We start from the raw sequence: 21,748 nt of genomic DNA, 5'->3' as shown, positions 1-21,748 counted from the left end.
GCCGCACTGACGTATCAGTCCTCTGAAAGGGCCGTGATCGCGGCGGATATTGGTCCGTCGAAGACAACGTTGCCGCGACGGAGCACGATGCCGCGGTCGCATAGGGCGGAGACCATCTCTAGATCGTGGCTGACGACCACCATCGTCTTGCCTTGCTCGATGAGTTCCTTAATCTTGAGCTGACATTTCTCGCGAAACGGAGCATCGCCGACGGCTAGGATCTCGTCGACCAGTAAGATATCAAGTTCGGTGTGGATTGCGACAGAAAATGCAAGCCGCAGAAACATACCTGAGGAATAGTGCTTCACCTCGGTATCGATGAAGCCGCCGATTTCTGAGAAAGCGACGATGTCGTCGAACCTCTCATCGATCTCTTTGCGTGTCATTCCTAGGATCGCCGCGTTCAGGTAGACGTTGTCGCGCCCGGTCAGATCGGGATGGAAACCCGCCCCAACCTCGATAAGCCCGGCCAATCGTCCGCGCGTCAGGATTCGGCCCTTGTCCGGGAGTAGCACGCCGGAGATGAGCTTGAGCAGCGTTGACTTGCCAGAGCCGTTGTAGCCCAGCAGCGCGACCGACTCGCCCTCGTTAATTTCGAGGGACACTCCAGCCAACGCGGAGAACATCGTCGAAAGCTGTTTACGTCGGATGAATCCGAGGAACGCTTCTTTGAACGAGTGCGTGTGCCGCAGCTTGAACGTCTTGGTTACGTCCTTGACGATGATGCTCGGCGTGAGGGTCGATTCTAGGTCCAACTGAAGCACTGCACCCCTCGGAATGTTAGAGATCTTGGGCAAAGCGGCCCTCGAGTTTCCGGAACGTTAGCTGTCCGAGCACCAGGATCACGATAGACGTCACCAGGGCGATCGCAGAGAAGAGCATCAGATTTGGCGGGCCAGCGGGCTGCGCGCCGTGCAGGGTCGGGGACCAGAACGCAAGATGCATGAGTTCTACCGCAGGAGTGAGCGGATTCAGCATGTAGACGTTCTGCGCCCACGGCGGGAGGGACGACTGCACCGAGTTCCAGTGATAGAGGACCGGAGATGCCCAGGTGGCGAAGAGAAGGAACAGATCGACCAGATTTTGAGCGTCACGGAATGAGGTGTTGATCGCCCCAAAGAGCAAGCCCAGGCCCGTTGAGAGAACAGTCACGATGAGCACGCCCAAGAGGAATGACGCGATTGCGAGCCAACCCGGTACCCATCCTGTAATGAGGCAGCCAATGAAGAGGACCACCACCTGAGGAAGGAAGTGCACAAAAGCGACGAACACGGCAGCGAGTGGAAAGAGCTCGCGGGGCAAGTAGATCTTCTGTACGAGAGCACCGTTGTCGACGATCGAGCGAGTTGCGTTGGTGAACGCTTCCCCGAAGAGGTTGATCACGATCATCCCCGAAAACAAATAGATGGGGAAGTTCGGCACACCCTTGTTGAGGCCGAGAAACACTCCAAGGGCAAAGAAGTAGACGAAGAACTGCGCGGCCGGCTTGACGTACGACCAGGTCCAGCCGAGTACGGAACCGTGGTACCGGGTCTGTATGCCCTTGCGGATAAGGAGCCGCAACAAGTATCGGTATCGGAAGACGTCGATCAACCCTCGGCTATGCCCGGGCGTGACATAGCTCTGGGTGCCGGTGGCTGCTGTGCTCGTCACAGTGTGTGATTCCTTCGGGAAACTGCCTACGGGGAGGGCGGGGGCCGACTTCCTGCTCGGATGTCGTAAACGTCGATAAGTGTAGTCGTCAGACGAAGCTCGCCTTGCGGCCCGGTCCCAGGATCGGATCGGGCTTGTGAGAGACTTTGTCGGCATCATCGGCGGATCGCCCGCCCGTGTCGATGAGAGGATCCCGTGACATCCAGCCTGCCCCAGACGGCGTCGAACTCGAACACGCAGGTTCGCCAGATCCACGCGATTACCGGTGTCCGCATCCTGGCGGCCGTGTGGGTCATCCTGTTCCACCTTCGCGGGAACATCGCGAGTGAGTTTCCTCGGGTCTATGACGTCATTGGGCCCGTCATCATTCACGGTGACTACGGGGTCGACCTGTTCTTCATCGTGAGCGGATACGTGATCGCCCTGAATTACGCGGAGCGTATGGGTGTATCTCTCGATAGGAGCGCGACCGTCAAGTTCTGGTGGGCACGACTTGCGCGGATCTGGCCCGCGTATTTTCTGACTCTGCTGTTCTGCGCCGTTTGGCACGGCTCATTCCTCATCTTCCACGCAAGCGACCCCGTCGCACCCAGGGATTACAGCGTTCTCAGCTTCTTCCGTCAGGCGCTTCTCGTGGTGCAGTGGACCGAGCCTGATTCGAACAGGTTGACATGGAACGGTGCAGCGTGGACGGTGTCCGCCGAGAGTCTGGCGTACTTGATGTTCCCCGTCGTTGCCTTGGTCCTCTATCGCCTCGGCCGTGCGTTCGGAGCGCGTGTGCTGGGCCTGATGGGCCTTGTCGTGGTGAGCCCGGTGGTCCTGTTCGCATTGGCCCTTGGGTCGGTGTACGCGCCCTACATGTGGCTGCTCCGCATCGTCTGCGAGTTCCTTGCCGGTTGCCTTCTGTATTACGCGCTTTCCAAGGTCGACCTGACTCCCCGACTTCGATGGGTGGCCTCCATCCTGGCGTGCGTAGCGGTCGTTGCGTTCGTCGCCTTCGCCTATGCAATTTGGTTCACGGGCCACCAGCGCTGGGGTGCTCTTGTAGTTCCGTTCATGTTCGTGTTGGTCGGATGTCTTGCCGTCGGCGACCAACTGCTTCCACGTGTCCTCGGGATGAGGTGGTTCGTTGTTGGCGGAATGGCGTCGTACAGCGTGTATCTGGTGCACATGCCGCTCATTGAGATCTTCTGGTTCCTTCAGGGGCGCCTCAGCTGGCTGGCACCGGGCAGCGTGGGGAGCAAGCTTGGCTTCATACTGCTTCCGTTCGTTGCACTCGCCGCCGGGTATTGTCTCTGGAGGTTCTTCGAGGAACCGTCCCGTAGGGCGATGCGACGAATGTCGTTGCAGCACATTCCTGAGCGGGCCGCGGACGATGTGGTGCCGAGCGAGGTACGCGCCTAAGGAAGCCGAAGCGGACCCAGGGCACCTCCCTCGGGCCCCGTTAGGATGTCTGCGGCGCCCTGCCACCTTGTGTCCGTACCCCTGCTGATCAGAGGACTCGCTATAGCCATGCGCATCTCCCGCCTTTTCGACCGGGTCGCCACTTTTACCGTCACCGAAGGGTCCGAGCTTTCCTCGATCGGCGAAACCTTGAGCGCTAGGCAGCGTGCATTGCTTGTAGGCGCTCTCAACTTCCACGCCCTTGACACTCCCGGCACGTCACTCGATGTGAACGTCTACGTTGCGGCACGTGGATTCGGTTCATCGCTCACTGATGTCGCTACCCGGTCGAAGCCAAAGCACCACCCAACGTGGATCGGCGAGTTCACGATCGTGAGCACTGCAGAGGGCGAGCTTCACCAACACTTCAGGCCTAAGGGCAAGCAATTCATGCCTGAAGCAGACTCCGGAGAACGACACATCGTCCTCGATACCGATCCTGGGGCGGACGAAGATGCCTCGCTCATCCGTCACGGCCTGTACTGGGGAATCAGAATGGCCGTGGAGCGACGCTATCCGTTCGCCTACGACCGAGTGCGTCAGCGCCTGATTCGTGGTCGTGAAGCGTCGCTGTACACGACCCGCATAGCGAGGAGCAATCACAATCCCGAAGTGTCACCGCTGGCCGAACCTAACCACAACGCTGCAGCGGTCTTGTTCGGGCTTCACTGGCTTGATCTCGGTGGCGCCGAGCGTTGGGCCCTGAAAACAATCCAGGTTGCGACAGAGCACGGCCTCGTGCCTGTCGTCATTACGGATGTTGCTTCGCCCCACCCTTGGATCACGCACCCGGAACTCGCCGACGCCGTCGTGATTCCGTTGACTCATCCGATCGGGCAGCCTGAGTATTCCGAGCCGCTCTTGGATGCGATAGTGCGCAACTGGGATGTGCGGGGAATATACGTCCATCATTGTCGATGGCTGTACGACCGGCTCCCATGGCTTCGCCGCCGTGTCCCTAGGACTCCAGTCGTGGATTCCCAACACATACTCGAGTACAACGGTGGGGGATACCCGGCTTTCGGGGTGCTACTTGACGAGAGCATCGATACGCACCACGTCATTTCACCGCAACTGGAGGAATGGCTGCGGGACGTCCAAGGGGTCGCTCCTGAGAAGATCGTCCTCGCGCCGTTGATCGGCCTAACGATGGATACGACGCGAGTCACGGCGGTGCGAGCTCGAGTAAATCCGGATTCATTCAACGTGGGTTTTGTCGGGCGGTTCGCCCATCAAAAGCGCCCCCATCTCTTCCTGAAGCTAGTCGAGGAGCTTCGTCGGAGTCTGGGAATGCCGGTTCGCGCCGTCATCCAGGGCAGTGGTGTCCTCGAATCTTTCGTGCAGCGCGAAATCGAGCGGCACAACTTGCGCGACGTGGTCATCCTTCGAGGTGAGCGTGCGCCAGTCGAGGAGACCCTTGAGATGACCGACATGCTCGTAATCAGTTCTCAGAATGAGGGCATCGCACTGACAGCTCTTGAGGCAATCGCGCTAGGCGTTCCCGTCCTGTCGGCGGATGTCGGCTCGCAGCGCACGATCGTTCCTTCAGATGCCCTAATTCCCCGGGATCCCGACGAATTCGTGAGGTCAGCCGCGGACGTGGTCAAGCGCGCTGCGCATAACGAAGAGTTCAGAGCCGAGTTGTGGGCGCGGGAAGCAGAGCTGGCTGAGGCATTCTCGGAGCTTGAGTCTGCCGACAGCTGGGTAGAGAGGAAGTTCACGGAGTGGAGCAAGTAAGCGCCGTCGTCGTGTCGTTCAATCGGCTGGAGAAGCTGAAGAACGTTATCGCCTCGATCGAGGCGCAGACCAGGAAGCCCGATCGGGTCGTCATCGTAGACAATGCCTCGACCGATGGCACAGCCGCCTACCTCGGCACCCTCGATTCCCCCCTGACCATCGAAGTGGTTTCCCTCCCCGAGAACCTCGGAGGGGCCGGAGGGTTCTCCACGGGGATGTCACGGGCTTATGCTCGCGGCGCCGACTTCGTTTGGATTATGGACGATGATTGCTACCCGGCGAATGACGCACTCCAGGTGCTCCTCGACGGATACGGCAATGCGGTAGACGAGTTGGGACCGGACGTTCCGTTCGCTTGTTCTCTCGTTCGTTATACGGACGGAAACATATGTGAGATGAACAACCCGGAAACTACTTGGGATTGGGCGCGACTTATCGCGCGCGGATCACGTTCGGTGATGGTGCGCAGCTGCTCGTTCGTTTCAGTATTGTTCCCGCGCTGGGTGCTCAAGAGGTATGGCCTGCCCTACTCGGAATACTTCATTTGGTTCGATGATCACGAGTACACGCTTCGTGTAACAGAAGCCTGTCCGGGGGTGCAGGTGCTCGACAGCGTTGTCGTCCACGACATGGGCGACAACAAGGGCGTGAATTTTGGTCTAATCGATGACAGAAATGCATGGAAGTTCAGGCACGGCGTCCGGAACGAGGCGTCATTCCGGCTGCATCACCAGAGCTTGGCCTCGTACTTGATCTTCTGTGCCCGCGTGCAATTGGGCATGCATCGTGGACGCGTGGCGTTGGGCCTGCGTTGGTCGATGACTAAGCAACTGATTTGCGGTGTCGGCTTCAATCCGAAGATTCGATTCCCGGCGGAGTCGGCGACTTGAACCTGTCCGTGACCTATCTCTTAGTGTCCGTGACCTATCTCTTAGTGGCCTGAGGAGCCGTTCCCGCCCGATTCCGTAGGGCCAGTGGGATGCCCACCAGGTGCACAGCCAGGCCCACCAACGGGCCAGCAATCAGCGAAGCAACGGTCTTAGCCATGAAGTCCAGCGGAAGGACTAACACGAAGACTGTTGCGATCGCAGCAGTCAACCAGCCTGCCGTGAAGAGCGCGTGGCGTGACATAGCGAGGACCGCGGGTGCCGTAACGCATAGTGCACCGACAAGGATCGACGAACCGACTAGAGCAGCCATGAAAGCGCCACTGAGGAGTGGAGCGTCGGGAAAGAGGAAAGCAAACACCGGTGGGCCGAAAAGCGAAGCAAGCAAAGTCAGGAGAATCCCCAGTATCACGACCACTGCCAGCAGCGCCCATATCGATCGCCCTAGGGCGCCCGATCGAGACTTGAAGAACACGACGAGATAGCTTTGCAGAGCCATACCCACGACGATCAATGGCGCTCGGGTCAATGTTGACGCTAGAATCACGGCGCCAAGGATGTTGTGTGGCACATGGGAAGAAGTCATCCCCAAGACGAGTGGATAACCGCTTACGAGAACGCCCATCGCGGCGGCGGCGACTACTGTACGCGCCACATTCCAGCTCAGAGTCCGATATCCGACATCAAGGGGAGCATGAATAGACCGCTTCCAGGCGTAGAGCGAAGCGGTCGTAACGAACGCGAGCCCGAAGGGAATCACCACGGCCCAAGCGAGAGCGATCACGTCGTGCGTTAGGGCAACGGTGACGCCGACCATAGCGAGCCGTCCCAATCCTTCGACAATGATCGCGACGAAGATCAGATTCCAATCGCTCCGGCCATACAAGAGGCCGGTGAGTGTCGCGAGGAGTACGTAGCAGGCGCCTCCGAACGCGACTGGTACGACAAGTGCCCATCCGTTGACTTGAAACGCCAGTGCCACCCAGATCGGGCCGGTGGCCAGAAGTACCGCGAGCACGACGACACCGAACACAGCAGCAAATCGACGCGGATGGGCTCGGGCGCCACCCGAGCTAGATTCTGCCGAGGGATGGGATGCACGCGCCATCTCTTGCTGGACTCCGGAAAGAGCAGCTGCAACGAGAAAGATGAACGACCAAAAAATTGCGAACTCAGCATATGGCGATACCCCGATCACTCGCGGAACAAGCCACGTAATGATGTAGCCGCAGACCCCAACCGCTGCAGTTGCGGCGAGTACCAAGACAAAGCCTCTGCGCGCACTCGGCTCAGAATTTTCGGCGCCGTCGATCAGTTCCGGTTCGATCGGTTCTGGACTCAGCGTCACTGACTTCCTTACTGCCTTGCGATGATGCGGCCGGTGCAGCAGTAACCGCTGAGGAGTTCCAGCGGAGCACGCCAGCACGCCTGAATGAACGGCAAAAGTCTGCCTCGAGCCGGCGGCTATTATGTCACGGGCCCCTAGTGAGGCGTCCATACCTTGCGTGCCTGTCGATGGCGGAACCGGAGCGACCATGATCGATCAACCCGACGACGGGCCCGTGGCGCGAAGACTGTGGGTTCCCTTCTTGACGGCAGCGTTCGCTGCGATCGTCTACCTTGCAACACAGGCGGGCTGGCTCATCGCCCGCGGGACGTCGCCGCTCGGGCAACTGAGGGACTACTTCTCATACGATCAATACGGTTACCTCGCCATTGTCAAAAACGTTGCCGATGGCCAGTTCGGACTGTTCGAACCCGACACGATGACAGGGGCTAACTACTACCCGCACGCGTACTACGTGCTGCTGGGCGTCGTCGCACGTATATTCGCAGTCGCGCCGGTCACCGGATGGAACGTCGTCGGCATGACGGTTCAGCTCGCGCTAGTGGTCGTGCTCGCACTTGTGCTCATCCGTATCGGCGGACGTTGGTGGTGTGGACTGTTTGCGCCACTGCCGTTTACGCTCGGTACCTTTGCATGGCTGTTCGACCCGCAGGCGTGGTATTTGACCATGAGGTCCCACGCAGTTCTGTGGGGCGCATTCGGCGTTCTTTATACGCTGAACGGTGAGTCATTCGCGCTGTGCATTGCCGGCATCGGAGCGCTTGTCCTAATTGCGATCTGGATGCGACCTAGCTCGCAAAGACTCCGCGGCATCACCACATTCGTTGTGTGCTTAGCGTTCGGATTGTTGGCCTCCGTTCAGACGTATTCCTTCATTGCGATCGTCTATTGCGCCTTTTTCACTGCTGCCATCTGGACTCTGCATCGATATTGTGCATGGAAACTTGCGATTCTCTCTGCCGCGATGCTGGTCGCCGCTTTCATTGCAGGCCCATTTGTGGCCTCTCACGTCGGCCAGCTGCCAACCCTGGTGTTCGGCCTCTCCAGCACTATCCCGGGTATTGTCCTGCTCATCGTCAAGACTCACGGGATCGCTGCAACGTGGGTTGCTGCGATCGCAATGGGAGCGTTACCGCAAGTGATCCTCACGGTTTCGGGAATCGTCGGGCACGATCCCTTTCTCACGTATCGCGTTGCGTCGAACGTCAATCTTGGGCTCGAACCCTCGAAGGGATGGGTCGCTTCTCTTGCTCTCGTTCTTCCGCTCATAATCGTGGGGGTCTTCGGTTTCGTTCGACGTGATTCACGATGGACCGCCTATGCCCTAGGGTTCGGCACGGCCTGGTTCTTGCTTTCAACCAACGACCTATGGGGTGTGAACGCCGAGCCGTACCGATTGTGGATCGACGGGTTCACTCTTGTCGCCATGACCATCGTCCCAATGTGCGTCTCGTTGGCGCGAAATGTGACGTGGCACCGCGCAGGTGGTGGGCCGGACTGGATATCGCGCGCGGCTGCAGTCTGCCTGGCCGCAAGCATGGTGGTCGCCGCGGCGTCGATGGTGGACTGGGCACGATTCGCGTTCGCGACCAGTTACCACGGGACCATCGCATTGAACGACCCTCGTGACAAAGCGGTGGCTGCATTAGCGTTGAGCGTGAACGGTACAAACCCGGGCCCGCTCACCCTTGTCGACAACTGCATCGACCCCAAAACGATGAAGATCAATGCCGGCGTGGCCACGGCCTTCTATCATCTCGGCATGGCCTGGCCGTCACAGAAGGCGGCGATTGACAAGGTTCTTGACGCTCGAGCGAAGGGCACTCTCGACGCTTCTTCCGCCAGGAAGGCGGGAGTGGCTTGGGTCATCACCGATAGCGAGTGCCCTGATGATTGGGGGCGAATCTATGCTGCACAACTCGAGAGGGTCGGATCGAAGGCATATCCCCTCTCGGCTGGCAGCAGGGGGACCATTACGATTTGGCGCATGCGACGCTAACGGACCCACGCCCCGAACGCCTATGAGCAGTCGGGACGATTTTGGCGGACTGGCCGGGAAGAAGTCTGCAAAGACGGCTGATATGCGGTTCGGCGCCCCAGTACGGACGCTTTGCTCGAAGATGTGGCCGAAATGCGCGCGCATCGCGGCAGCCGTTCGTGGGGTCGGGATTGTCGGGTACGGCCAGCGTCGACGAGGCGCTACGCGAAGACATCGGCTCCGTAAGAAAGCGAGGAGTGCGACGCGAAGCGCGTTATGCGCCGGAGTTGTATGAGTTGGTATCGGAACGCGTGCGGTCGAATGGGGTGACGGGCCGCTCGCTGCGGCACAAGGAAGAGCATTCCAGCACGGTCGTACCCAGCACCTGTTAGGGCCAGCGTTACTCGGCCCGCTCGGTCGACACCGGCAGCGCCTGCCGCCACGACATGCCCTGCGACGCCTTGACGGTGCAGATGACTGCGAGCATCCAGCCGCTTTCGTAGAGCATCGTGCTCTCCGCCATCCCGGTGCCGATGAGGGCGATCAGGATGAGGGGCGGCCACGCGTAAATGACGCTGCGCTTGTTGGAGCCGAGCAACCACGAACGGAACATGGCGAGGCCGAGCAACAGGAGGAACAGCAGGAAGCCGACGAGACCGACCTGCAGCCAGACATCCAGGAATGCGTTCAACCCGTTGGCGTGCGGCGCCCCAGTCATCGCGTTGATCAGCGAGTACGGGGGCAGCGAGCCCCGCCAGAAGCCGATCCAGCCCCAGCCGAGCAGCTCGTTGACCGGGATGAGGTGCCAGATCTGCAGCCACACGTCGTACCTGGAGTCAATGACGGATCGCCCGTGCAGCAGATCGATGATGGGCGCGCGGAAGATGAACCCCAGCACCGCGAACAAGGTGGTCACGACGCCGAGCGAGACCTGCACCGCGAACTTCCACCGGTCGTTCCTGATGTGCCTGACGCCGAAGAGAGCTAAGGCGGCGAGCAGGATCACCACGATCATGATCGCGATGACGGGCGAGCTGGTGAAGGCAAGGCACAGCGCGGCGACGACGAAGGAGAAGACCGCCACTCCTGTGGTCACCGACTTGGTTCGCCACTCGACGATGAACGTCACGATGGCGATCAGCGCCACCAGCCCGAGTTGGTTTCGACTGCCGAAAAGCCCGGAGATCGGACCACCGTGCACAAGGTTTCCTGCGATGCCCAGAAACTTGATCGGTGCGTCGATGATCAGTCCGCTGAGCAATTCGAGGGCGAGGGATGCCGTCAGCAAGACCCTGAGTACGTCGCCGATCACGCGCACGATCTGAATGGCATCTCGCACAAGCGCCAGGTAGAGGGCGAGGAACGTGAAGATCCACTGGTAGAGGACCGCGGCAAGCGTTGCCCACTGATACGTGCTCCAGACCAGGGACACGGCGCACCAGCCGACGAACACGAGCAGTGAAACGGGCAGGAGGCCGTGCCACTCGATCACGTCCCAGTGCGCGGCGAACGAGCACACGGACAGGGCGACGACCGCTGTCAGCACGCCGATGAGGCCTGGCCAGCCGATGACATCCTTGATCGCTGTGGTCAAGAACGCCGACGCGACGATGCACAACGAGAGCGCACGTGAGAACTTCGCCGACTCGAACAGCGCCCTCGTGAGGGCGAACCACCGCGGAACGGGCCGTGCTGTGGACGTCACTGCGTAGCGCACCCGAGGTCAGGTACGTCGACGGGCGAGGCGGGCATGCTTCATCTTAACGTCGGCTCACTCGCCGTCCCGGGATGGTCAGTCGGCGGTTACGGGCGCTCGAGCTTCGTCTTGATGCTGAACGCGACGAGTAGCGCGAACCCGGCCTCGATGAGCATCCTGCTCTCGGCGAACGACTGCGCGATCAGGGCCGCCAGCATCAGCAACGGGAGGAGCGTGATGGCCGAGTACCGAACGTCCGCCCGCACGACACCTTGGCTGTCGAACGGCGGCCGGTCCACAGCCATGAACCAGCTGCGACCGAATGTGGTCACGACTAGCAGCGCGAAGATGACGAGACCCAGGATGCCCAGCTGCAGCCAGACGTCCAGATAGGCGTTGTGCGCCTGCAGGTACTCCACCTTGTTGCGAATGGCGAGGCCCTTGAAAGGCTCGACCCACGGCGCCCAGTAGCTGATCCAGCCCCACCCGACGACGGGCCTCTCCTGGGCGAGATGGATGACCTTTTCCCAGATGTCGGTGCGTCCCGTGAGGTCGGAGGTCTTGCCGAGCAGCTTCGTGACCGTTCCCCAGAACAGCGTGAGCGATCCGACGCCCACGACCACAACGGCTGTCGCCGTCACGTAGACGGGCACTCTCTTGCTCTGACGCACGCTGCGTGCCCACCAGACGAACAGCAGAACCAGAACGACGAAGGCCAACGCGACGATGACGGTCGACGAACGGGTGAGGAGGAATGTGAGTGCGGCGAGCACGAACCAGACGATTCCGGCCGTGCGGTTCACGACACGGTCGGCGAGCTGGATGCCGAACACGATCAGGGCGAACAGGGTGATCATGCCGAGGATGTCACTGTTGCCGACGATGCCTTGGATCTTGCCGCCGTGGAAGAGCAGGTCGCGGCTCCAGTAGAACGCGTCGGGCAGCTTGCCGGACGGGTACTTGTATGTGGTGAAGAACGGCAGGATGTGATGCCGCACGAACACCGACACGATCAGCTCGAACACGAGGGAGAGGCCGATGATCCAGCGGAACGCCGCACCGAGCGCGCGCAGAATCTGCTGCCACGACAGGCAGAGTGCAAAGAACGCGCCAGCCGTTGCCGTCGCCAGCTGAGCGACGGCGGCCACGGCGGACTCGGTGCGGTAGGCGGACCACGCGATCGAGACGATGCACAGCAGCAGGAACAGCAGCAGCGTCTTCGGCCACTTGCGGATCGGCACACAAGGATGCGCCCGCACCAGGAACACGACGCTCACGACCAGACACAGCCCGGCCACGATGCCCCAGCCGAGCCAACTGATGCTGTTGCGCCAGAACTCGCCGGCGAAGAGTGTGAAGAACGAGAAGCCTGCGAAGGCGACGAGCCAGCCTTGGCCGGTGGGCACGGTGCGTGGCGCCGTCACCGGCGAAGTCTGTGTCATGCGACTCACTTTATGGGCGATTGAGGCGAGAGCCGCGCGAGCTTGCTCGTGTGGCCGAGCCGATTGAGTCCGTGAGTTGCAACGCAACGATATGGGCAATTGAGGATCAGACGGGCGAGCTTGCTCGACCGTCCCCTTCACACGAACGCGCCGATACCCGTGATGGCGCGGCCGACGATGAGGGTGTTCATCTCCCGCGTGCCCTCGTAGGAGTAGATGGCCTCTGCGTCGTTGAAGAAGCGGGCGACGTCGTAGTCCAGCACGATCCCGTTGCCGCCAAAGATCTCGCGCGCCCACGCCACTGTCTCGCGCATCCGCGAAGTGGCGAAGGCCTTCGCCATGGCGGAGTGCTCGTCGCGCTGGGTGCCGGCGTCGAGCATCCGTGAGACCTGAACGACCAGTGCGAGCGACGAGGTGATGTTGGCCAGCGACTTGGCCAGCAGGTCTTGCACGAGCTGGTGGGCTGCGATCGGCTTGCCGAACTGGATGCGCTCGGTCGCGTATTTCACTGCGGCCTCGTACGCCCCGACCGCGAGGCCGACGGCCGCCCACGCCACCTCAGCGCGAGTGGCGCGAAGCACTTTCGCGGTGTCGCGGAACGAGTTGGCATTCTGCAGGCGCAAGGACTCGGGAACGCGCACGTTCTCGAGCGTGATGTCGGCGTTCTGAACGGCGCGCAGTGCCTGCTTGCCCTCGATCTTCGTTGCGTGGTAGCCGGAGGTCTCGGTCGGCACGATGAACCCCTTCACCTGGCCGTCTGCGACATCCTTCGCCCAGATGATCGTGATGTCGCTGAACGTGGCATTGCCGATCCAGCGCTTCGAGCCGTTGATGACCCACTCGTCGCCCTGGCGCTCGGCGGTCGTACGCAGACCCTGGGCTGAATCCGACCCGGACAGCGGCTCGGTCAGGCCGAACGCCCCGATGATCTCGCCTGATGCGAGCTTCGGCAGCCACTCGTCGCGCTGTTCCTTCGAGCCGCACGCGCACACCGCGCCGGCGGCCAACCCGTTCTGGACCCCCACGTACGTGGCGACCGACGCGTCCACTCTCGCCAGCTCCAGCGCGACGAACCCGCGGAAGACCGCGGAGTTCGGGAACGGCTTCGTCTCGGCCCAGCCGAACGACGCGACACCCAGCCTGTGCAGCTCCGGAATGACCTGCTTCGGAAACTCCGCCCGCTCCCAGTACTCGTTCACGATGGGCCGCACCTCGGTCTCGAGGTACTCGCGGAGAGCGCCGATCGCCTCCTTCTCCTGATCGCTGAGCTCGGTTTCGAAACCGTAGAAGTCGGCTGCAAGCGGCGTGAATGCCATGTCTGCTCCATCGCACTGGTAGAGCGGTCGTGATGCAGCAGGCGAGGCGCGCACTGCACGACCGCTGGCTGGTCGGGATGCGGTCAGCCTAGGCACGGGCATCCGCCGTCCCAAGGCCGTTGGTACTCTGCGACTAACCGGAAGAAAGGGCGGGCGCGGATGTTTGTGCGCATCGACAACGAACCTCGCGACTACGCGTGGGGCTCCTCGCACGGCATCGCTCATCTGCTCGGAAGGCCGGCCTCAGGCAAGCCCGAGGCCGAGCTCTGGCTTGGCGCACATCCCGGCTCACCGAGCCGGCTGGTGCACCCGACGCACACGGCGGCGAACCTCGCGGAGCTGATCGCACAGGAGCCGTCCGCGACCCTCGGGGAGACCTGGCAGCGTGACGAGTCCTACGCTGGCGCACCACGGCTCGGCTTTCTGCTGAAGGTGCTGTCGGCGGCCGCGCCGCTGTCGATCCAGGCGCATCCGTCTCCCGAGCAGGCGCGGGCGGGATTCGAGCGCGAGAACAAGCTGGGCATCCGGCTGGACTCGCCCGAGCGCAACTACAAGGACCCGTTCCACAAGCCGGAGCTCATCTTCGCCGTGACGCCGTTTGACGCGTTATGCGGTTTCCGCGATGTCGGCACGTCGGTGGCGGTGTTCGACCGGTTGATCGGCGCGGGGCGACGGGCCGGACTACAGCGCGACGAGCTCGGCGTGCTGCGCGGGATGCTCGCCTCAGGTGAGGACGAAGAGTCGGCGCTCCGGGCCGGGGTCGGTCTGCTCCTCGGCGGCGGTGAGGCGGCCGAAGAGATCGTCTCCCAGGCGACCGCGATCGCACGTTCACCTGAGGGGCGCGCCATTCCCGAGCTCGACGTCGTTCGGTTGCTCGCGGATGCCTGCCCCGGCGACCCCGGCGTCGTGGTCGCGTTGCTGCTGCACAGGGTGGCGCTGGATCCCGGTGAGGCGCTGTATCTGCCGGCCGGGAACATCCACGCCTACCTCTCCGGAACCGGCATCGAACTGATGGCGGCGTCGGACAACGTGCTGCGCGGCGGCCTCACTCCCAAATACATCGACGTGCCCGAGCTGCTTCGCGTGCTCGACTTCACGCCAGTGCCCGCCCCGCTGCTGGCGCCTTCGCGGGTGGGCGCGCTCGAGCTGTTCACCCCGGACGTGCCCGACTTCCGGCTCGGTTACGTGACGGCGGATGCCTCGCTCGAGCTCACGGGTCCCGCGATCGTGCTGTGCACGGCCGGTTCGGCCTCGGTGAGTGGCGTGCACAGCAGCGAGACCGTTTCGCGCGGCGAGGCGGTGTTCGTCTCTCCGGACGAGGGTGTGCTGAGCTTCGCGCCCAGCGACGGGGGAGTGCTCTTCGTAGCGACCGAGAACCGGTAGGGCGGGACGCGCCTATGTTCGGGCTGTGCCGCTCGCCGGCTCCATCCGCAGAGCGATGCGAGCAAGCTCGCATCGCTCTCGCCTCAGTCGCCGATGTTCGCGCCGCGCGCTCAACAGACTCAATCGGTTCGGTCGAGTGAGCAAGCTCCCTCGACCGAACCTCAATCGTCTGTATCGCGGCTGTGCCGCTCGCCGGCTCCATCCGCTCGGCGATGCGAGCAAGCTCGCATCGCTCTCGCCTCAGTCGCCGATAGGTTGGGGGCATGGCTTGGTTGGTGACCGGCGGCGCCGGATATATCGGCGCGCACGTGGTGCGCGCCTTCACGGAGGCGGGCATCGAGGCGGTCGTCGTTGATGACGTCTCGAGCGGGCACAGGAGCTTCGTGCCCGCCGGCGTTCCGTTCGTGCGCGGCACGATTCTCGACGGCGCCATGCTCAGTGACGTCTTCTCGCGCTACCGAATCGACGGCGTCATGCACATCGCGGGCTTCAAATACGCGGGCGTCTCGGTGCAGCGACCGCTGCACACCTACGAGCAGAACGTCACGGGAACGGCCACGCTGCTTGCCGCAATGCAGGAGGCAGGGGTGGAAACGATCGTGTTCTCATCCAGCGCCGCGGTGTACGGCACGCCGGACGTGGACCTGGTGACCGAGGACACCCCGAAGGCGCCCGAGTCGCCATACGGGGAATCGAAGCTGATCGGCGAGTGGCTGCTGCGCGACCAGGCCGTTGCGACAGGCCTGCGCCACACCAGCCTGCGCTACTTCAACGTGGTCGGGTCGGGCTATCCGGACGTCTACGACAGCAGCCCCCACAACCTCTTTCCGCTGGTCTTCGACGCTTTGCTGGAGGGCCGCACGCCCCGCATCAACGGCAACGACTATCCGACTCCTGACGGCACCTGCGTGCGCGACTACCTGCACGTCTCTGACCTCGCGCACTCGCACGTCGTGGCCGCTCAGCGGCTCCAGGACGGCACCGCGCTCGAACCGGCATACAACCTTGGTAGCGGTGACGGCGTCTCCGTCGGCCAGATCATGTCGACGGTGGCGCAGGTCACGGGCATCGACTTCGCGCCGGAGATCGCACCGCGGCGTCCAGGGGATCCCGCCCGCATTGTGGCGTCGGGGGAGCTCGCGGCACGCGATCTGGACTGGCAGATGCGGCACACACTCGCCCAGATGGTCGAGAGCGCATGGCGCGCACGGCAGGCCGCGGAGGACTGACGGAGCCAGCCGCAGAGCGCCTGGTCGGCCCGGCGGAAAATCGTTGCTTGTTCGCGGCGCGTCGCAAACCCTCCAGCCCCGCTTGAGCCTTTACGATTTGCGACTTGACGCATGCGAACTACACCGCTGTAATTAGTGAAACGCCCTGTGTTGGCAAGGACACGGCGAGCGTGGCAACACAGGTGGGGAGTTCGATATGGCGATGAGCGAATATCGACCGGGGGTACCCGAAAACTGGTTCATCGATCCCGTTCGGCTTGGGGTGCCGGGGGTTCGATCGGTCGAAGAAGACGACGAGAATGCGTTGGCGTGGCAGTCGGATGCACTGTGTGCGCAGACCGACCCCGAGGCGTTCTTCCCGGAAAAGGGTGGATCGACGCGGGACGCCAAGAAGATCTGCGGGTCGTGCGAAGTGCGTACGCAGTGCCTCGAGTACGCGCTGCAGAACGACGAGCGATTCGGGATCTGGGGTGGACTCTCGGAGCGCGAACGTCGCAAGCTGCGCAAGCGCGCGGTCTGAGCGCGCCTCGGCGCACGACTTGAGAAGGCAATTCGGCCAGCACGCGACCGGGGTCACCAGGATTCCGCACGCACCTGCCTAGGCTGTCCGCGATGCCTCCGACAGTCACCGCCATCCTCGTTGCGCACAGGGGTGCTGAGCACCTCGCGCGCACCCTGGATGCTCTCGCCTCGCAGACCCGTCCCGTGGACTCCCTGGTGGTGATCGGCGTCGACTCCGACCAGGCGACGTCCGCGGCGGCATCCGCTGCTTCACCCGACCATCTGCTGGCCTCCACCGAGAAGCTGTCCTTCGGCACGGCGCTCGGCGTGGCGGCGCGTGTGGTGCCGCCGTCGTCTTCCGATGACGAATGGCTGTGGTTCCTTGGCCAGGACACCGCTCCGGAACCGGAAGCTCTCGCCCACCTGATCGACACGGTTGCGGTGTCGCCGTCGGTCGCCATAGCCGGGCCGAAGCTCGTCGACTGGGACGAGGCATCCGTTATTCGCGAACTCGGGCTGTCGATGACGCGGCTCGGGGCGACCATCGTGCCCGTCGAGGACGAACTCGACCAGGCGCAGCACGACCGGACGAGCGACATGCTCGGAGTGCCCGCCGCTGGCATGCTCATCAGGCACAGCGTGTGGGAACGCCTCGGCGGCTTCGATCCGGCACTGACCGCGTTCGACGAGGGACTCGACCTCTGTGTGCGGGCCAGGCTCGCCGCCTATCGCGTCGTGATCGTGCCGGGTGCGCGCGTCGCATCCGCCGCGGACGGCGTGAGCCTGCAGCCGCGAAGCCCGCGCGGCAGGCAGCGCCGGAGGCAGTACAGGCAGCGCAGGGCCGCGCAGTTGCACAGGCGCATGGCCTATGCGCCAGCGTTCGCACTCGTGTTCCATTGGCTGTCGCTCGTGCCGCTGGCGGTCATCCGATCCCTTGGCCTGCTGCTGAGCAAGCAGCCAGGCGCCATCATCGGGGAGTTCGCGGCGGCGTTGGCGACCGCGTTCGGCGGAAGCCACATCGGACAGGCGCGTGGGGCGATCAAACGCGTACGCACGGTGAAGTGGAAAGCGATCGCGCCGCTGCGCATCCCGCGTGCCGAGGTGCGGCGCATGCGCGCCCTGCGCCGTGAGACAAGCCTGGTGCGGCAGCACGGCGAGCGCCGCGAGCTTAACTTCTTCAGCGGGGGCGGCGCGTGGGTCGTGCTTGCCACGGCGTTGATGAGCATCGCGCTGTTCGCACCGCTCCTCGGCTCGTCGCAGGTGAGCGGCGGGGGACTGCTCCCGCTCAATGACATTGGAACGCTGTGGTCGAACCTCGGATACGGGTGGCGCGACATCGGCATCGGATTCGTCGGAGCCGCTGACCCGTTCACCGGTGTGCTCGCCGTGCTCGGCAGCCTCACCTTCTGGCAGCCTTCGTTCGCGATCGTGCTGTTGTGGTTCGCCGCCCTGCCGCTCGCGGCGCTCGGAGCGTGGTTCCTGGCAACCCGACTCACCCACCGCGCCGTGCTGCGCGCCACCTTCGCCCTCGTCTGGGCGCTCGCCCCCATGCTGTTCGATGCACTGCAGCAGGGCAGGCCGGCCGGCGTCATCGTGCACCTCCTGCTGCCCTGGCTGTTCTTTGCCGGAACCGCAGCGAAACGGTCGTGGGCCGCCGCGGCGACCACCGCCATCCTCGCGGCAGCGGTGATCGCCTCTGCGCCGCTGCTGGCGCCGGCACTCTTCGTCATCTGGGTGATCGCCTCGGCGCTGTCCGGGCGAGGGGTAGCCAGGGTGCTGCTCGTGCCGATCCCGGCGATCGTGCTGTTCGCCCCGCTCGTTGTGCAACAGCTGCTTCGGGGCACGCCGCTTGCCGTGTTCGCGGACCCCGGCCTCCCGCTGCCCGGTGCTTCGGGGCATCCGTTGCATGTCGCGCTCGGCTTCGCTGACCCGGATCTCGGTGGTTGGCAGACGCTGAGCGGCGTCTTCGGCATCAGCGGCATGGTGCCGTCTATCGTGGTGCCGATCCTGATGGCGCCGGTGGGCATCCTCGCACTGCTCTCCCTGTTCCTGCGCGGCACGATCCGTGCCACGTTGTGCCTGGTCGGCGCCTTGCTCGGTTTTGCGACGGCGATCGTCGCCCTGCATGTCGCCGTGTCGACGCAGGGCGCTGCCGCCGTGACGCTCTGGCCCGGCAGTGCGCTCAGCCTGTATTGGCTGGGTCTGATCGCCGCGGCGACCATGGCGCTCGTCGCGCTCGGCCGATTCGCGATCTGGCCTGCAACCGTCACTGTCGCTTTCGTTGCCGTGGCGATCGCGCCGTTGGCGATCGCGGTGCCGTTGCAGACATCCTCGATCGTTGCGGGCGCCACCGATGCGCTGCCCGCCTATGCGACCGCGCAGGCGCAGACTCGTCCGCGGATCGGAACCCTGCGGCTGTCGCCGCAGTCCGACGGATCCCTCGGCGCACAGCTCGTGCACGGCAAGGGCGAGACGCTCGACGACCAGAGCACGCTGAGCGCCACGAGCCCCACGCTGACGCCGGACCAGCGCCGTCTGGCGACCCTGGCGGGCAACCTCACCTCGACGAGCGGAATGGATGCCTCGGCGCTGCTTCGCCACTTCGGAGTCTCGTTCGTGCTGCTGCAGACCACAGCAGGCGAAGGGCTTTCGCCAGCATCGTCCACTCAGGCGAGAGCCGCGACGGCTCTGGACAGCAATCCGCTGCTCACGCAGGTGGCCTCCACCGACGACTCGGTGCTGTGGAGCGTTCCTCAGCAGAAGCACGCGGTGCCGATTCCACCGGATGCCGGCGGCTGGCAACGCGTCGTCGTTCTGGTCGCGCTCGGGATCGTGTTCGGCCTGACGCTGCTGCTCGCGCTACCGACCGGGCGGGCCGAGCGAGGCACCCTTCGGCGTCCGACCGCGGCCGAGGTGCTCGGGCGGCAAGGGAAGCGCAGGGGCACGGCATCCGACGGTGAACCGCTCGACGCCCCAGGCGGCGTCGACGGCGGTGCCGGCGTGGCCGGTGGAAGCAGTTCAGACGGGGATGCCTGGGGAGGTCAGGAGCCCGCGAACACCGGAGATACGATCGGCACGGATGCCGCAACTGGCGCGAATGCCGAACCGGGTTCGGCCTCAGAGGGTGTCGACGTCGAGCGCGTCGAGGACCACCGAACGACGGACGTCGATTCGGGAGGATACGGGGATTCCGGCCTGACCAGTGGGTACGCGTCGCCCGAGACCGGCGAGATCGACGAGCGAACCGTGGAGCGAGCGGAAGTGGCGACGGCATCCGATCGATCGGCCGAGTACCGAGCCGAGTACCGAGTGGACGGGGGCCGCGATGTCCGATAGCACGACCCCGAGCGGCCAGACGCCGGCGGAGAACGGTGTGGCCGGCGACGCAGCAGACGTGGACGCGACCGACGCGACCTCGACCGCGGGGGACGCGAACTCCGTAGACACGGGCGAGGTGGACACCTCTGAACCGGGCGCGTCCGATGAGGCGACATTCGACCAGGAGGGATCCGCTCCGGCGACGCCGGGCACCGGCACGGCCGCCGTTGGTGCGGTCGACGGGGACTCGGCTGCCGGTGCGAGCGAGCCAGGCGCGGCGCCCAAGGCATCGAGAGTCAAGAGTCCGAGGGCCAAGAACCCGCGCCAGCAGCGCTCGAAGCCGGGGAACAGAGCCCGCAGTGGCCGCGTCATCGCGCGGGGGAGTGTGCGCATCCTTGCCGGGGTGATCGGGGTCGGTGTCGCGGTCGCAGCGCTGGCCGGCGCTGCCCTTCTGCCGCTGCCCAACCTGCACATCGCGCCGGCCGCTCAGAAGGTCACACCCGTTCCCGCCGACCAGGAGCGCGTCTGCCCGGGCGGCCTGCTCGATCTGAGCGACGCTACCGACGCGTCTTCGCTCTCGTCGATCGGCTCGCCATCGATCGTGACGAGCGTCACAACGTCCATTGCCCAGCGCAGTCTGCAGACGCCGAGCGTGCACGGGGGCGGAGGGGCACCCCGCACCATCAGCACGCAGGCGGACGGCTCGGCTGCCCGACCGCTGGTCGCGGGGGCACAGTCGCAGCGGGCGCAGGAGTCCGATCTCGCCGGGCTCGCAGCTGCCGCGTGCGGCGAGGCCACGTCGGACAGCTGGCTCGTGGCCGGTTCGACGACGCTCGGCTCATCGAGCCTTGTGCTGCTCAGCAACCCGTCGAAGGTGGAGGCCACCGTCGACCTGACCGTCTACACCGAGGCGGGCCGTGCGGAGGCGCCGGGCGCCAGGGGTCTTGTCGTGCGGGCCGGGTCGCAGCTCGTGGTTCCTTTGACAGGCATCGTGCCGAACGTGCAGGCATCCGTCGTGCATATTCAGGCCAGCGGCGGCAGCGTCTACGCGTCGCTGCAGCAGAGCAGCGTGCAGGGCCTGGCGCCGCAAGGCGTCGAGCTGGCCGGCCCGACCGCGGCTCCTGCGCAGAGCATTGTGATCCCTGGGATGACCGTTGCGAACGTCGGTCGCATCACGGCAGGCTCGGACAGCGGATCCAGCCAACTGCCGTCGGTGCGCCTGCTCGCGCCAGGTACGAGCGTCGCCCACGTCACGGTCACCGCCACCTCTGAGACCACGGAAGGCGTCGCGGCCACCTCACACGTCACCATGCAGGGCGGAACTGTTCGAGAGGTGACGTTCGACCACCTCATCGACGGTTCGTACACCGTCCAGGTCACCTCCGACGTTCCCGTCGTCGCGGCCGCACGCACCGTGGATGCCGCGGCCGCGCCCAGCGGGGACCAGTCGGCGACTGCACAGGCCGAGGCCGCCACGCAGGACTTCGCATGGTTCGTCGCAAGCAGCCCGCTCGGGGAGAAGGCGATGATGGCGGTGCCCTCCGGATCCGCTCCCACGCTGCACCTCGCCAACACGGGCCGAACGGACGCCAAGGTCACCCTGACGCCCAAGAGCGGAGCCGCACAGCAGGTCTCGGTGCCGGCGGGGAAGGGCGTTGCCGTTCAGGTCACCTCGCACGGCTCGTACACGATCGATGGGGCCAGCGGATTGCGGGCATCCGTGAGCCTCACGGCCGACGGTGAGTCGTCGTCGTTCGCGCTGAACCCGCCAGGGCCGCTCGCGCAACCCATCACGGTGTATCCGCGGTAGGCGCCGA

At 64.0% G+C, this 21,748-nt stretch carries 15 protein-coding genes; 9 read left to right on the top strand and 6 right to left on the bottom strand.

The annotated features are described in order from the left end of the window. Nucleotides 1-14: 14 nt before the first annotated feature. Nucleotides 15-764 (bottom strand): ABC transporter ATP-binding protein, encoded by a 750-nt coding sequence (locus tag ACO2Q7_RS16370; protein WP_423356777.1) that lies wholly within the window; start codon nt 762-764, stop codon nt 15-17. Nucleotides 765-780: 16 nt separating this feature from the next. Further along, nucleotides 781-1,653, bottom strand: coding sequence for an ABC transporter permease (locus ACO2Q7_RS16365; RefSeq protein WP_423356776.1), 873 nt, complete (start codon nt 1,651-1,653; stop codon nt 781-783). 195 nt (nt 1,654-1,848) lie between these two features. On the opposite strand from ACO2Q7_RS16365, the gene ACO2Q7_RS16360 reads away from it, so the two are divergent. The 3 genes from ACO2Q7_RS16360 to ACO2Q7_RS16350 all read left to right on the top strand — a co-directional run bounded on the left by ACO2Q7_RS16360 (nt 1,849) and on the right by ACO2Q7_RS16350 (nt 5,723). Then, the gene (locus tag ACO2Q7_RS16360; protein WP_423356775.1) at nt 1,849-3,057 is read left to right on the top strand and encodes an acyltransferase family protein; all 1,209 of its coding nucleotides are present in this window, start codon (nt 1,849-1,851) and stop codon (nt 3,055-3,057) included. A 108-nt stretch (nt 3,058-3,165) separates the two neighbouring features. Next, nucleotides 3,166-4,833 (top strand): glycosyltransferase, encoded by a 1,668-nt coding sequence (locus ACO2Q7_RS16355; protein ID WP_423356774.1) that lies wholly within the window; start codon nt 3,166-3,168, stop codon nt 4,831-4,833. Beyond that, nucleotides 4,821-5,723 (top strand): glycosyltransferase family 2 protein, encoded by a 903-nt coding sequence (locus tag ACO2Q7_RS16350; RefSeq protein WP_423356773.1) that lies wholly within the window; start codon nt 4,821-4,823, stop codon nt 5,721-5,723. Before ACO2Q7_RS16355 ends, ACO2Q7_RS16350 begins: the two co-directional genes overlap by 13 nt. Nucleotides 5,724-5,757: 34 nt before the next feature. On the opposite strand, the gene ACO2Q7_RS16345 is transcribed toward ACO2Q7_RS16350, so the two are convergent. Then, nucleotides 5,758-7,068, bottom strand: a complete 1,311-nt coding sequence (locus ACO2Q7_RS16345) for a lipopolysaccharide biosynthesis protein (RefSeq protein WP_423356772.1) — start codon at nt 7,066-7,068, stop codon at nt 5,758-5,760. 187 nt (nt 7,069-7,255) lie between these two features. Between ACO2Q7_RS16345 and ACO2Q7_RS16340 the strand changes: the two genes are divergently transcribed. Further along, a complete protein-coding gene (locus ACO2Q7_RS16340) occupies nt 7,256-9,067 on the top strand; it encodes a hypothetical protein (protein WP_423356771.1) in 1,812 nt (603 codons plus the stop codon). Nucleotides 9,068-9,446: 379 nt separating this feature from the next. On the opposite strand, the gene ACO2Q7_RS16335 is transcribed toward ACO2Q7_RS16340, so the two are convergent. The 3 genes from ACO2Q7_RS16335 to ACO2Q7_RS16325 form a co-directional block, all read right to left on the bottom strand. After that, nucleotides 9,447-10,751, bottom strand: a complete 1,305-nt coding sequence (locus ACO2Q7_RS16335) for an exopolysaccharide production protein (RefSeq protein WP_423356770.1) — start codon at nt 10,749-10,751, stop codon at nt 9,447-9,449. 98 nt (nt 10,752-10,849) lie between these two features. Next, a complete protein-coding gene (locus ACO2Q7_RS16330; RefSeq protein WP_423356769.1) occupies nt 10,850-12,184 on the bottom strand; it encodes an O-antigen ligase family protein in 1,335 nt (444 codons plus the stop codon). Nucleotides 12,185-12,321: 137 nt separating this feature from the next. Further along, nucleotides 12,322-13,500, bottom strand: a complete 1,179-nt coding sequence (locus ACO2Q7_RS16325; protein ID WP_423356768.1) for an acyl-CoA dehydrogenase family protein — start codon at nt 13,498-13,500, stop codon at nt 12,322-12,324. Nucleotides 13,501-13,659: 159 nt separating this feature from the next. Here ACO2Q7_RS16325 and manA point away from each other — a divergent pair, with 159 nt between their 5' ends. From manA to ACO2Q7_RS16300, 5 genes are all read left to right on the top strand, one after another. Further along, nucleotides 13,660-14,883 (top strand): mannose-6-phosphate isomerase, class I, encoded by a 1,224-nt coding sequence (gene manA / locus ACO2Q7_RS16320; protein WP_423356767.1) that lies wholly within the window; start codon nt 13,660-13,662, stop codon nt 14,881-14,883. A 263-nt stretch (nt 14,884-15,146) separates the two neighbouring features. After that, nucleotides 15,147-16,112 (top strand): UDP-glucose 4-epimerase GalE, encoded by a 966-nt coding sequence (gene galE, locus ACO2Q7_RS16315; RefSeq protein WP_423356766.1) that lies wholly within the window; start codon nt 15,147-15,149, stop codon nt 16,110-16,112. 196 nt (nt 16,113-16,308) lie between these two features. Continuing rightward, nucleotides 16,309-16,632 (top strand): WhiB family transcriptional regulator, encoded by a 324-nt coding sequence (locus tag ACO2Q7_RS16310; protein WP_423356765.1) that lies wholly within the window; start codon nt 16,309-16,311, stop codon nt 16,630-16,632. 92 nt (nt 16,633-16,724) lie between these two features. After that, entirely contained in the window at nt 16,725-19,949 is a 3,225-nt protein-coding gene (locus ACO2Q7_RS16305) for a glycosyltransferase (RefSeq protein WP_423356764.1), read from the top strand. Next, nucleotides 19,939-21,741 (top strand): DUF5719 family protein, encoded by a 1,803-nt coding sequence (locus ACO2Q7_RS16300; RefSeq protein WP_423356763.1) that lies wholly within the window; start codon nt 19,939-19,941, stop codon nt 21,739-21,741. Before ACO2Q7_RS16305 ends, ACO2Q7_RS16300 begins: the two co-directional genes overlap by 11 nt. Nucleotides 21,742-21,748 lie beyond the last annotated feature (7 nt).

Origin of the sequence: Rathayibacter sp. KR2-224 (assembly GCF_049446075.1) — a bacterium.
In the GTDB taxonomy this organism is placed as follows: domain Bacteria; phylum Actinomycetota; class Actinomycetes; order Actinomycetales; family Microbacteriaceae; genus Humibacter.
The sequence above is the reverse complement of the archived record's forward strand: the minus strand, read 5'-3'. Positions and strand labels throughout refer to the sequence as shown.